At 62.8% G+C, this 12,751-nt stretch carries 12 protein-coding genes; 6 read left to right on the top strand and 6 right to left on the bottom strand.

Going from position 1 to position 12,751, the window contains the following annotated elements; all coding sequences use genetic code 11:
• Positions 1-25: 25 nt before the first annotated feature.
• Both NKI85_RS01945 and rpoH read left to right on the top strand, forming a co-directional pair.
• A complete protein-coding gene (locus NKI85_RS01945) occupies positions 26-1,066 on the top strand; it encodes an RluA family pseudouridine synthase (RefSeq protein ID WP_352775520.1) in 1,041 nt (346 codons plus the stop codon).
• A 187-nt stretch (positions 1,067-1,253) separates the two neighbouring features.
• Positions 1,254-2,165: an RNA polymerase sigma factor RpoH gene (rpoH, locus tag NKI85_RS01940; RefSeq protein ID WP_023720954.1), complete on the top strand. Its 912-nt coding sequence runs from the start codon at positions 1,254-1,256 to the stop codon at positions 2,163-2,165.
• Positions 2,166-2,219: 54 nt separating this feature from the next.
• Here the strand turns inward: rpoH and NKI85_RS01935 are convergent, their stop codons facing one another.
• Positions 2,220-2,348, bottom strand: a complete 129-nt coding sequence (locus tag NKI85_RS01935; protein ID WP_352523063.1) for a DUF2274 domain-containing protein — start codon at positions 2,346-2,348, stop codon at positions 2,220-2,222.
• 426 nt (positions 2,349-2,774) lie between these two features.
• On the opposite strand from NKI85_RS01935, the gene NKI85_RS01930 reads away from it, so the two are divergent.
• Positions 2,775-3,290 carry a hypothetical protein gene (locus NKI85_RS01930; RefSeq protein WP_352775517.1) on the top strand — a complete coding sequence of 172 codons (516 nt, stop codon included), beginning with the start codon at positions 2,775-2,777 and terminating at the stop codon, positions 3,288-3,290.
• A gap of 183 nt (positions 3,291-3,473) precedes the next feature.
• Here the strand turns inward: NKI85_RS01930 and NKI85_RS01925 are convergent, their stop codons facing one another.
• From NKI85_RS01925 to NKI85_RS01910, 4 genes are all read right to left on the bottom strand, one after another.
• Positions 3,474-4,346: an MBL fold metallo-hydrolase gene (locus NKI85_RS01925; RefSeq protein WP_352522782.1), complete on the bottom strand. Its 873-nt coding sequence runs from the start codon at positions 4,344-4,346 to the stop codon at positions 3,474-3,476.
• 150 nt (positions 4,347-4,496) lie between these two features.
• Entirely contained in the window at positions 4,497-5,153 is a 657-nt protein-coding gene (locus NKI85_RS01920; protein WP_352522783.1) for a peroxiredoxin, read from the bottom strand.
• 174 nt (positions 5,154-5,327) lie between these two features.
• Positions 5,328-5,693 (bottom strand): cell division protein ZapA, encoded by a 366-nt coding sequence (locus NKI85_RS01915; protein ID WP_254816554.1) that lies wholly within the window; start codon positions 5,691-5,693, stop codon positions 5,328-5,330.
• 4 nt (positions 5,694-5,697) lie between these two features.
• The gene (locus tag NKI85_RS01910) at positions 5,698-5,970 is read right to left on the bottom strand and encodes a DUF4164 domain-containing protein (RefSeq protein WP_006200774.1); all 273 of its coding nucleotides are present in this window, start codon (positions 5,968-5,970) and stop codon (positions 5,698-5,700) included.
• Positions 5,971-6,230: 260 nt separating this feature from the next.
• Between NKI85_RS01910 and tkt the strand changes: the two genes are divergently transcribed.
• The 3 genes from tkt (at position 6,231) to NKI85_RS01895 (ending at position 11,509) form a co-directional block, all read left to right on the top strand.
• A complete protein-coding gene (gene tkt, locus NKI85_RS01905) occupies positions 6,231-8,222 on the top strand; it encodes a transketolase (protein ID WP_352775512.1) in 1,992 nt (663 codons plus the stop codon).
• A gap of 158 nt (positions 8,223-8,380) precedes the next feature.
• Positions 8,381-9,391 carry a type I glyceraldehyde-3-phosphate dehydrogenase gene (gap, locus tag NKI85_RS01900; protein WP_352775509.1) on the top strand — a complete coding sequence of 337 codons (1,011 nt, stop codon included), beginning with the start codon at positions 8,381-8,383 and terminating at the stop codon, positions 9,389-9,391.
• 228 nt (positions 9,392-9,619) lie between these two features.
• Positions 9,620-11,509, top strand: coding sequence for a potassium/proton antiporter (locus NKI85_RS01895; RefSeq protein ID WP_352522786.1), 1,890 nt, complete (start codon positions 9,620-9,622; stop codon positions 11,507-11,509).
• 282 nt (positions 11,510-11,791) lie between these two features.
• Here NKI85_RS01895 and NKI85_RS01890 read toward each other — a convergent pair whose 3' ends face one another.
• A complete protein-coding gene (locus NKI85_RS01890; RefSeq protein WP_352522787.1) occupies positions 11,792-12,709 on the bottom strand; it encodes a polyprenyl synthetase family protein in 918 nt (305 codons plus the stop codon).
• Between the last annotated feature and the right edge of the window lie 42 nt (positions 12,710-12,751).

The raw sequence follows: 12,751 nt of genomic DNA, 5'->3' as shown, positions 1-12,751 counted from the left end.
GCAGCAGATTCCGGAACTGTTTTCGATGAGCGCTCATAGCGAAGAGGTCAGACAATTAATAGGGGCCGGACCGATCGTGCTGGAGGCGGGCGCCGATGCCGCCGGCCAGCGGCTCGACCAATGGCTGGCGGCCAAGCTCGGCCCCGACATGTCGCGCAGCCGGGTGCAGATGCTGATAAAGCAGGGCGCGGTCAGGATCGGCGGCAGGCAGGTCGAAGAGACGAAGCGCAAGATGGCACAAGGTGACAGCGTGTCGGTCGACATGCCGGAGCCTGAACCGGCGGCGCCGCAAGGCGAAGATATTGCGCTGGACGTCCTCTACGAGGACAACGCGCTGATCGTCATCAACAAGCCGGCCGGGCTGGTCGTACATCCCGGGGCCGGCAACTGGACCGGTACGCTGGTCAACGCGCTGATCCATCATTGCGGCGACAGCCTGTCCGGCATCGGCGGCGTGAGACGGCCGGGCATCGTCCACCGCCTCGACAAGGAGACCAGCGGCGTCATGGTCGTCGCCAAGACCGACCGCGCCCACAAGGCGTTGTCGGAGGCCTTTGCCGACCACGGCCTGACCGGCAATCTCGAGCGCGCCTATCTGGCGTTGGTCTGGGGCATACCGGCAAGGCCGACCGGGACGGTCGACGCGCCGCTCGGCCGCGCCGCCGACCGGGTACGCCGTGCCGTAGTGCCGCAAGGCCGCGACGATGCGCGCCATGCCATAACGCATTTCACCGTCGTCGAGCGCTTTGGCGAGCAGCAGCAGGAATTCGCCACGGCGAGCCTGGTCGAATGCCGGCTGGAGACCGGTCGCACCCACCAGATACGCGTCCACATGGCCCATGTCGGCCATCCGGTGATCGGCGACCCCGAATACGGCCAGGCTTTCCGCACCAAGGCCAATCGGTTGCCCGAGCCGCTAAGGAGCAAGGTAAAGGCGTTTCCGCGACAAGCTTTGCACGCCCGCCTCCTTGCATTTCGCCATCCCGATACCCATCTAACGATGAGGTTCGAAGCACCGATACCGTGGGACATGGAGGAACTCGTCGACGGCTTCCGCAAGCTCTGAACCAACCACCTGAAAACCTGACCGGCGTTGTTCACTTCAGCGTGACACACTGTTTCGTGTTGAACAAATGCCTGTCTTTCTGGTTTTGTTCCTATATATGTCGGTTGGCGCGAATGTGCCTTTGGCATTCGTGCCACATGCCCGCCGCGTTTCGGGGGCATCACTCCAGTAGAGAGGGGGCGCTGTCATGGCCCAGTCATTACCCAGTATCGTTTCCGGCGAAGGCGGTCTCAGCCGCTACCTGGAAGAAATCCGCCGCTTTCCGATGCTTCAGCCGCAGGAAGAGTACATGCTCGCCAAGCGCTACGCCGAGCATGAGGACACCACGGCTGCGCACAAGCTCGTCACCAGCCACCTTCGGCTCGTCGCCAAGATCGCCATGGGCTATCGCGGCTACGGCCTGCCGATCGGCGAGGTGATCTCGGAAGGCAATGTCGGCCTGATGCAGGCCGTCAAGAAATTCGAACCGGAGCGCGGCTTCCGTCTGGCCACCTATGCCATGTGGTGGATCAAGGCCTCGATCCAGGAATACATCCTGCGCTCGTGGAGCCTGGTCAAGATGGGCACCACCGCCAACCAGAAGCGGCTGTTCTTCAACCTGCGCAAGGTGAAGGGCAAGATCCAGGCGCTCGACGAAGGCGATTTGAAGCCCGACCAGATCACCGAGATCGCCACCCGGCTGAACGTCTCGGAAGCGGAAGTCGTGTCGATGAACCGCCGCCTGTCGGGCGACGCCTCGCTCAATGCGCCCATCCGGGCCAGTGAAGGCGAGTCCGGCGAATGGCAGGACTGGCTGGTCGACGACCACGAAAGCCAGGAAGAGATGCTGATCGAGCAGGACGAGCTGGAAAACCGGCGCGGCATGCTGTCCGGCGCTCTTGCCGTGCTCAACGACCGCGAACGCCGCATCTTCGAGGCGCGCCGCCTCGCCGATGAGCCGTTGACGCTGGAAGAGCTGTCGGCCGAATTCGATATCAGCCGCGAGCGCGTGCGCCAGATCGAGGTGCGCGCCTTCGAGAAGGTGCAGGACGCGGTCAAGGCCGCGGCCAAGCGCCAGATGCAGGCGCTGCGCACCATTGAGGCGCAGCCGGCGGCGTAAGGCCTTCCGATAGAAACAAATAACGGCGGCGTCAGGTAACTGGCGCCGCCGTTTTTAATGGGTCCTCCGACTGCCGGGAGAACTGTCCCTTGGTGCCATATCTAGCTGGGGTTGCCGGTTCCGCCGCGCCTTCACGAACGCCCGATCCGTCGCCATAAACCGCTCAATCATCGGTGTGACCAGCTGGCCGGCTCTGGGGCGACAGGAAGCCGGCGAATACTCTCATACCTGTGTCTGCGTTGGCCCTCGAAGGCATGCTGGTTGAGATCGACGTGATCGCTGCGGTTCCACGGTCAAAGGCTTTGATAGACTGGGCGGCAGTGTCGGTTATTTGCCCGCTCCATGGGACGCGCTACCGCTTCACCAAAGATGCCGGCGGGTCCGCTCGCTATCGCGTTCGCAAACGATCTCATTCACAGCGGCATTATAGCAATTTTCCCCAAGCCCTGGAAACCGCAACGCTGCAAGTTGTGGCGGCAATGTTCCGGCGCCGACACGGGCTGCCGTCGCAAAATTCCACGACGCGGCGCTTGCGGCGGGCGGGCGCGACAATGGGCCGCCGGGCTGCGCTGGGCAGTTGAGCTCGTCTGTTTGGAAACGAAAGGCGGTATGACGATGACGATTTCTCCGTTTCTCACCGCTCTCGGATCCGAAGGTCCCCCAGCCGACCGAGCGAAAGACATGGACCTGTATGGATGGCTAATCGGAAGTTGGGAAATGGACTCGGTCCACTACCTCGACGACGGCACAATCCAGAAATGGAATGGAGAATGCCATTTTGGCTGGGTGCTCGAAGGCCGCGCGATTCAGGACGTTTGGTTCAGGCCCAAGCGCCCTGCGCCGTCCACGATGTATGGCACGACTTTGCGCATCTTCGATCCTGGGATCGATGGCTGGCACATCATATGGAACGACCCGCTCAACCGAGATCACTCGCGCCAGATCGGCCGGGCCGAGGGCAAGGATATTGTCCAGCTCGGCAATGACTCGCGCGGTCTGAAAACTCGATGGCGTTTCACGGAGATCACTGACAACAGCTTCCATTGGATCGGCGAGGAAAGATCTTCCGAGAGCGAGCCTTGGCAAATCACGTATGAACATCTAGCCCGCCGAACAAAACCCTGACGCTGGACTGGCTGGCGTCTGCGCCGCTCCTCATCCGGCTGCCGCCACCGTCTTCCCGTACGGGACCTATCGGATTCAAACGTCGCAAAAATCGATCAGGATCAATACTTAGGTGACCATCGCAGGGCGATGAGCGGCGGCGCCGAGTTTGCAATAGAGTTGTGGCGCCAGCGATCCATCTCATCACAGGCAATCCAACGGAAACTTCAAATACCGGCGCCCGTTGGATTCCGGTTCCGGCAAACGTCCGCCGTCCATGTTGACCTGGAGCGCGTGCAGGATCAGCCGCGGCATTGGCAATGTTCTGTCGCGGGCCTCGCGGAGCGCGACGAAGTCGGCTTCCATCTTGCAGGCGGCAAAATGGATGTTGCCAGCTTTCTGCTCCGCGACCGTGCTTTCCCACCGCGCTTCGCGGCCGCCCGGCTGGTAGTCGTGACCGACGAACAGACGTGTCTCGTCCGGCAGGGCGAGGATGTCCTGGATCGAGCGCCAAAGCCGCTGGGCGCTGCCGCCGGGAAAATCCGTCCTTGCTGTACCGCTGTCCGGCATGAACAGCGTGTCGTGGATGAAGGCGGCGTCGCCGATGACGTAAGTGATCGAGGCCAGCGTGTGGCCCGGCGAAAACAACACCCGTGCCGGAAGGCCGCCGACCGAAAATGTAGCGCCGTCGGCGAACAGCCTGTCCCATTGCGAACCGTCGGCGGGGAATTCCGGCCAGTTGTAGATCACCTTCCACAATTTCTGGACGTCGACGACCTTTTCGCCGATTGCCGTCGGCGCTCCGGTTCTCCCCCTCAGATAGTGGGCGGCGGAGAAATGGTCGGCATGCGGATGTGTGTCGAGGATCCACTCGACCTCCAGTCCGCTTTCCCTGACGAAGTCGAGCAGGGCGTCGGCGTTTTTCGTCGACGTTGCACCGGACCTTTCGTCGAAGTCGAGCACCGGATCGACGATGGCGCATCGGCGCGTCGCCATGTCGGCGACCACATACTGGACGGACCCGCTCAGCTTGTCATAGAAGCCGGTGACCTGCGACCTGGCCGATAATGCGTCCAATCCCAGCCCCCTTGATCCTCACCGTGGCAGGAATGACTTTCTCTGCCACGGCAAATGAAAGGCATGGTTGTCCGTCAACCAGGCGCCGTCAAGCATCCCATGCTCATACGGCCAAGAAAACCGAAAATTCTCCGTGCCGCCTCTGCCTGCTCAGGAAGGCTGCTTGGTTTTCCTGAGATATGGCAGGATTGTCTCGTAGGCGCCGAAGCGCTTGATGGCATCCTCATTCGAGACGGCAGCGGTGATGATGACGTCCTCGCCCTGCTTCCAGTTCGCCGGCGTCGCCACCTGGTGCTTGGCGGTCAGCTGCATGGAATCGATGGCGCGCAGAATTTCGTCGAAGTTGCGGCCCGTCGTCATCGGGTAGGTGAGAACCAGCTTGATCTTCTTGTCGGGTCCGATGACGTAGACCGAACGCACCGTGGCATTGTCGGCGGGCGTGCGGCCTTCCGAGCTCTCGCCGGCACCCGCCGGCAGCATCTCGTAAAGCTTGGCGACCTTGAGATCCTTGTCGCCGATCAGCGGGTAGTTCACCGAATGGCCGGTCGCGGTCTTGATGTCGTTCTGCCACTTTCCATGGCTTTCGACGGGATCGACCGAGATGCCGATGATCTTGACGTTGCGCTTCCTGAACTCGCCTTCGAGCCCGGCCATTGTGCCGAGTTCGGTCGTGCAAACCGGCGTAAAGTTCTTCGGATGGCTGAACAATACCGCCCAGCCGTCGCCGATCCATTCATGGAAGCTGATTGGTCCTTGCGTGGTCTCAGCGGTGAAGTCCGGTGCGATATCGTTGATACGAAGGCTCATGGCGTGTCCCTACCCTGTGAGTGCAGATCGCAGCCGGCGTTGACCGGCGCTGCTTTTGCCTTTCTATCACTCCGGCGTCATCCTTCAAACGCCTGTTGCGCCGGCATCAAGGCCGGCGGCGAAATATTTTCATTGCTTCTCGGCAAATGCAGCAGGAATTTTTGCTGCGCTGGCTCAGGCCTTGTTCACTGCCAGCGTCGTCGCCAGGTCTTCCATGCGCTGGGCCAGCGCGCCGAGCGCCCCGGTCAGCACGGAATCGTTCTTGTCGGCCTTGGTCAGTGCGTCGTCGCGCGTCTTGCGCAGCGTCAGCACTTCGCTTTCCATGCCCTTGACCCGCTTTTGCAGTTCCGAAAGCTCGTCCATGACCATGATGCCGGCCATCACGGTCAGCCGCTGGTCGCCGATCTCGCCAAAAGAATCTTTCAGATGCGAGACATAGCGGTCGAAGCGCTCGGCGAGGTCGATCAGATGCTCTTCCTGGCCCTCGTCGCAGGCCATCCGATACTGCTTGCCGTCGATGGAAACCGTGACTTGTGCCATTTGCCTACCTGTCCAGTACCGCGCGGATGGTTTCCATGGCTGTCACCAGCCTTCGCGACACTTCCTTGTTGGCATCTTCCAGCCGTTCGGCGCGGGCCTCGGAATTGTCGAGTTCCTGCGCCAGCCGCGAGCGGTCGGCGTTCATCCGCTGCACTTCGGCCTCGGCTTCCGAATAGTCTCGCTCATGCTCGAGCTTGGCCGCGACGGCGTTTTCCAGCCCTTCGATAGCCTTACCCAGCCTGGCAATGACTTCCTTGAGGGTCGTTTCCCCGGTCATGGCTTTCGTCCTGCGCCCTGCCCATCACCGAATCATTCACGTTCAGAACGCGTTATCCCTGAAACATTACGCGCCGTGTGAACCGCACGTCAATAAAGCTGTCGCGACTGTCCCCTGCTAACGCTAATGTACTGGCGCATGGCCATCACAAGACCGGCAAAAGCACACCGATTTGTTGACTAAAAGGCCGCGCCTGCTATGTGTCGCGCACCCTTTTCAAGGGCTCTCCCAAGGCCCCAAACCCCCATTTTGGAGGAAGCATGACCTCGCGCGAACAACATGACCGGATGGCCAATGCGATCCGTTTTCTCGCCATGGACGCCGTCGAGAAGGCAAATTCCGGCCACCCCGGGCTGCCCATGGGCTGCGCCGACATCGCCACTGTGCTGTTCACGCGCTTTCTGAAATACGATCCGAAGAACCCGCATTGGCCGGACCGCGACCGCTTCATCCTGTCGGCCGGCCACGGCTCGATGCTGCTTTACTCGCTACTCTATCTGACCGGCTACGAAGACATCACCATCGACCAGATCAAGCAGTTCCGCCAATTGGGATCGAGGACCGCGGGCCACCCGGAATATGGCCATGCCGCCGGCATCGAGACGACGACCGGCCCACTCGGCCAGGGTCTCGCCAATTCGGTCGGCTTCGCGCTCGGCGAGCGCATCATGAATGCCGCTTTCGGCAACGACCTCGTCGACCACTACACCTATGTGCTGGCCGGTGACGGCTGCCTGATGGAAGGCGTGTCCCAGGAAGCTATCGCGCTTGCCGGGCATCTGAAGCTGAACAAGCTGATCGTCTTCTGGGACAACAACAACATCTCGATCGACGGCCCGGTATCGCTGGCCGACAACACCGATCAGGTCGCCCGCTTCCAGGCATCCGGCTGGAATGCCAGCCATATCGACGGCCAGGACCCGGAAGCGATCGCTTACGCCATCGAAGCGGCCCGCCACTCCGACAAGCCGACGATGATCGCCTGCAAGACGACCATCGGCTTCGGCGCGCCGACCAAGGCCGGCACCAACAAGGCGCACGGCTCGCCGCTCGGCGCCGAGGAAATCGCCGGCGCCAGAAAATTCTTCGGCTGGGATTATCCTCCCTTCGAGGTTCCGGCCGATATCCTCGACGCATGGCGTACCGCCGGCCAGACCGGCGTCAAGGCACGCACCGACTGGGAAAGCCGCCTTGCCAAGGCCGATGCCAAATTGCGCGGCGAGTTCGAACGCCGCACCAGTGGCATGCTGCCGGCCAACTTCGACGCTGTCATTGGCGATTACAAGAAGAAGCTCGCCGCCGACAAGCCAAAGGTCGCCACCCGCAAATCGTCGGAAATGGCGTTGGAGGTCATCAATGGCGCCGTGCCCGAAACCATCGGAGGCTCGGCCGATTTGACCGGCTCCAACAACACCAAGACCAGCCAGACCAAGAACATCACTGCCGACGATTATGGCCAGCGCTATGTCCACTACGGCATTCGTGAGCACGGCATGGCGGCCGCGCTCAACGGGCTGACGCTGCATGGCGGCATTATCGCCTATGGCGGCACTTTCATGTGCTTTTCCGATTATGCCCGTCCGGCGATGCGGCTTGCCTCGTTGATGGGCATCCGCTCGATCTTCGTCATGACCCATGATTCGATCGGCCTTGGCGAAGACGGCCCGACCCATCAGCCGGTCGAGCATCTGGCAGCACTTCGCGCCATCCCGAACCACAATGTCTTCCGCCCGGCCGACGCGGTCGAAACCGCGGAATGCTGGCAGTTGGCCATTGAGTCGGAAAAGACGCCTTCGACATTGGCGCTGACCCGGCAGAACCTGCCGACGGTACGCAACGACTTCGTTGCGGAAAACCTCAGCAGCCGCGGCGCCTATGAACTTGCCGCCGCCAGCGGTGAAGCCGCGGTGACGATCTTCGCTTCGGGCTCCGAGGTCGAGATCGCGCTGGCCGCCCGCGAGGCGTTGGAAAAGCACGGCCATGCGACCCGCGTCGTCTCGGTGCCGTGCTTCGAATTGTTCGATAAGCAGAGCGCCGACTATCGCAGCAGAACGATCGGCAATGCGCCGCTCAAGATTGCCATCGAAGCCGGCATCCGCCAGGGCTGGGATCACTTCATCGGCACCGACGGCATCTTCATCGGCATGACCGGCTTCGGCGCCTCCGGCACCATCGAACAGCTCTATCCGCATTTCGGCATTACCGCCGAAGCAACGGTGCAGGCGGCGGAAGCCCGCCTGCACCGCAAATGAAAGTGAGCCCCGACCGGCAAAGGCTGGCATAGCGGTTTTGCCGGCCGGTGGAGCACTAATCGATTTAAATCCGAGCCTCGGCGGCTGGATTCTTTGCCCGTCCGCCGTTATGAAGCTGCGGACTTGATCTTCGGCCTCCAACTCCCAGGGAGAGAACAATGACCGTCAGAGTTGCCATCAACGGATTCGGCCGCATCGGCCGCAATATCCTGCGCGCCATCCACGAATCTGGCCGCAAGGATATCGACGTCGTCGCCGTCAACGATCTCGGCCCGGTCGAAACCAATGCGCATCTGCTGCGCTTCGACAGCGTGCATGGCCGCTTTCCGCATGAGGTGACGGTGGACGGCGACCAGATCATCGTCGGCAAGGAAAAATTCAAGGTCACCGCGATCAAGGATCCGACGCAACTGCCGTGGAAGGAACTCGGCATCGACATCGCGCTCGAATGCACCGGCATCTTCACCGCCCGCGACAAGGCCGCCGCCCATCTCACGGCCGGCGCTAAACGCGTTCTCGTCTCCGCCCCAGCGGAGGGTGCCGATCTGACCGTCGTCTATGGCATCAATCACGACAAGCTGACCAAGGACCACATCGTCATTTCGAACGCCTCCTGCACCACCAACTGTCTGGCGCCGCTGGCGGCCGTGCTGAATGAGGCCGTCGGCATCGAGAAGGGCATAATGACGACGATCCATTCCTACACTGGCGACCAGCCGACGCTGGACACCATGCACAAGGACCTCTACCGCGCCCGCGCCGCGGCGCTGTCGCAGATCCCGACCTCGACTGGCGCCGCCAAGGCCATCGGCCTGGTACTGCCCGAGCTCAAGGGCAAGCTCGACGGCATCTCCATCCGCGTGCCGACCCCGAACGTCTCGCTCGTCGATTTCAAGTTCATCGCCAAGCGGCCGACCACCGTCCAGGAAATCAACGACGCGGTAATCGCCGCTTCGAACGGCAAACTGAAGGGCATCCTCGCCGTCACCCGTCACCCCAATGTTTCGATCGACTTCAACCACGATCCGCATTCCTCGATCGTGGCGCTCGACCAGACCAAGGTCATGGACGGCAACTTCGTTTCGGTGCTGTCCTGGTACGACAATGAGTGGGGCTTCTCCAACCGCATGGGGGATACCGCCGTCGCCTTCGGCAAGACCATCGCCTGATCGCAGAATCGTCTTCTCGATTTTGAAACGCCCGGCTCCGTCCGGGCGTTTTTCGTTGTAACGCGATCGTCGGAAGCAGGCTCCCGTGCCAGGAGCGCGAGATGCGCCAACCGTCCGCAAATCAGCGGCATAGGGCAAAAAACCACGTCGCCGCCTTGCAGCGGCCATGTCTTCGCCCCACTCTCCCGTGATGCCGGAGGCATACCGATTAGAGGGGGCGATCAACGAATGGAGCATGGGATCTATCTCGTGACGCTGGTTGGCGCAGCGCTTGTCGTTGCCGCCGCGTTTTCGAGCCTGATCGCCTTCCGCTTCGGCGCCCCTCTCCTGCTGCTGTTTCTCTGCATCGGCCTCGCCACCGGAACCGACGGTCTCGGCATCCACTTCGACAATGCCCGGTTTGCTTATTTTGCCGGCTCATTGGCACTGGCGGTCATCCTCTTCGATTCCGGCTTCGGCACGCCGCTCAACGCCTTGCGACAGGCGGCCGGGCCGGCGCTGTCGCTGGCGACCTTCGGTGTCCTTTTGACCACTGGCCTGTTCGGCGCCGCCGCCTATTATTTGCTCGACCTGACATGGCTGGAATCCTTCCTGCTCGGTGCCGCCGTCGCCTCGACCGACGCCGCGGCGGTGTTCTTCCTGCTGCGCGCCGGCGAGATCAATTTGCGCGAGCGCGTACGTTCCACCCTCGAGGTGGAATCCGGCACCAATGACCCGATCGCCATCTTCCTGACCATCACGCTGGTCGAGGTCATCGCCGCCAACACCCACCCCGAGGCCAAGGTGCTGGTCACCGATCTTGCCGTCGGTTTCCTTGTCAACATGGGGCTCGGCGCTGTCATCGGCATTCTCGGCGGCATGGCCATCGTGCGCCTTGTCGATCGCCTCAATCTCGATCACGGCCTGCTGCCGATCTTCGTGCTGACGCTGTCGCTGATGGTGTTCGCTGCCGCCGGCGCCGTCGGCGGCTCCGGCTTCCTGGCAGTTTATCTCGCAGGCCTGATTGCCGGCAATTCCGATATCCGCGCCGTCACTATTCTCAAGCGCTTCCAGGACGGCATGTCGTGGCTGGCGCAGATCATCATGTTCCTGATCCTCGGCCTGTTCGCGACGCCTTCGCAATTTCCGGCGATCCTGGTGCCGGCGGTGCTGCTCGGCCTGTTCCTGATATTTGTGGCACGGCCAATCGCCGTCTGGCTCTGCCTGATGCCGTTCCGTCTGCCGCGCCCGGAAGTCGCCTTTGTCTCCTGGGTGGGCCTGCGTGGCGCCGTGTCGATCCTGCTTGCCATCACGCCGCTGCTCGGCGGCCTGGAGAACGGCCGCCTCATCTTCAACACCGCCTTCATCATCGTGCTGGTCTCGCTGGTCATCCAGGGATGGACCGTCGGACCGCTGGCGCGCCGCCTCGGCCTGATCGTGCCGGCCCGCCTGGGACCGCTCGACAAGGTCGAATTGGAACTCCCGGGCTCCGCCCATCACGAGCTTCTCGCCTACCGCGTGGCACCCGGCAGCCCGGTGGCGCGCGGCGAACGCATTCCGCGCTGGGCGCGGCCGTCGCTGGTGCTGCGCGACGGACGCTCGATGCGCTTCCAGGACATGGGCCGGCTGGCGGCCGGCGACCACGTCTACATCTTCGTGCCGGACCGCTATCCGCGCTTGCTCGACAAGCTGTTCGCCAGCCGTGCCGTGGTCGATCCCGAGGACGCGGATTTCTTCGGCGCCTTCGCCGTCGATCCGTCACGCTCCGCCGAGGAACTGGAGACCGCCTACGCGCCGGGCCTGACCGAGGCGGAACGCAAGCTCACCATTGGCGATCTGGTCACGGCGCGACTCGGCCGCCACGCCGAATATGCCGACCGCGTGCTGCTCGGCCCGATCGAGCTGATCGTCCGCGACGTCGACGACAAGGGCAGGATCACCGGCCTTGGCCTGTCCTTCGAGCCGACCGCGCCGGTGGCGCGCGTTCCGGTGTTCCTCAGCGCCGGCGAAATCCGCGACCGCATCGCCGCCTTCATCCGCAACCGGCGCAAGCCGGCCGAAGCGCAGGCGGACGAGGCGGCGGCCGAGCCGGAACCGGTTCCGCAGCCGGTGGTGGAAAAGACAACTGGCGAAGGCTGACCGCTGTCGACCCGAGCCGCGGAACCCTGCCGCCGAAGAATGGCTCGAGTGGATGCCGGAACGGTCCGAACGGGAGCTGAGGCATCCCGAGCTGGGTACGATAAGAGCGTGGAATGATTTCCGGCGCGATCCCGCTGCCGGCGTCATCACTTACTCGACTGGCGTGGCGAGCCATATGGTCCGACATCGCCGGAAATCATCCCGATCGGCCGGCTGCGCTAAGGCATTTGGCCTAACAGTCGCCAATTCTCCGTGGCTCACGGCGCGCCACAGGGAGCAGCTCTAATTGTTGCGGGCCGCCACGAATTTCGCTGCTTGCTTCAGAAGCGCGGCGTGTTCGCCATAGGGCTCGAGCAGCGCATGAGCCTGGTCGACGAGGCCCTGGAGTTGGTCCCGCGCCCAGTCCGGTCCGTGCAGCGCGACCAGCGTCGCCTTGCCGGCCGCGGCATCCTTGCCGGTTGCCTTGCCCATCTGATGCGCGTCGGCGGTCAGGTCGAGCAGATCGTCGGCAAGCTGAAAGGCAAGCCCGATCGCAGAGCCGAACTCGGCCAGCCTTTCGCGGTCGCCCGACGGCGCGCCGGCAAGGATGGCGCCCGCTTCGCAGGCAAAGCGGATCAGCGCACCGGTCTTCATCGCCTGAAGCCGGATGATGCCAGCCTCGTCCGGCCGGCTTTGTTCGGCCTCAAGATCGAGCATCTGGCCGCCGACCATGCTGCCCGCCCCTGCGGCGCGGGCCAGTGCCAGCACCAGCGCTGCCCTGCGCTCGGCCGGCAGCATTGTCGCCTCGTCGGCAAGGATGTCGAAGGCAAGCGTCAGCAAGGCGTCGCCGGCAAGAATGGCGGTCGCCTCATCGAAAGCCCTGTGCACCGTCGGCTGGCCACGGCGCAAATCATCGTCGTCCATGGCCGGCAGATCGTCATGGATCAGCGAATAGCAATGCACGCATTCGAGCGCCGCCGCGACGCGCAGCGCCGGCTCGCCGTCGGCTGAAAACAGTGCAGCACTTTCCATAACCAGGAAGGGACGCAGTCGTTTGCCGCCGTTCAGCACGCCATGTCGCATTGCCGTCATCAGGCGTTCGGGCCGCGCGATCTCGCCTGAAAGCGTGCGTCCGTCGAGCAGCTGTCTCAGCAGCACCTCGAGCGGAGCTGCCCGGGCAATAAGTGCGGCCTCGAACGCCATTTGGTCGTCTTTCGTCATGGCCGGGAGCGGTAGCCGACACTCAGACGTTGCGCAAGAAGC

The organism is Mesorhizobium sp. M0571, assembly GCF_040320985.1.
GTDB lineage: Bacteria > Pseudomonadota > Alphaproteobacteria > Rhizobiales > Rhizobiaceae > Mesorhizobium.
The sequence above is the reverse complement of the archived record's forward strand: the minus strand, read 5'-3'. Positions and strand labels throughout refer to the sequence as shown.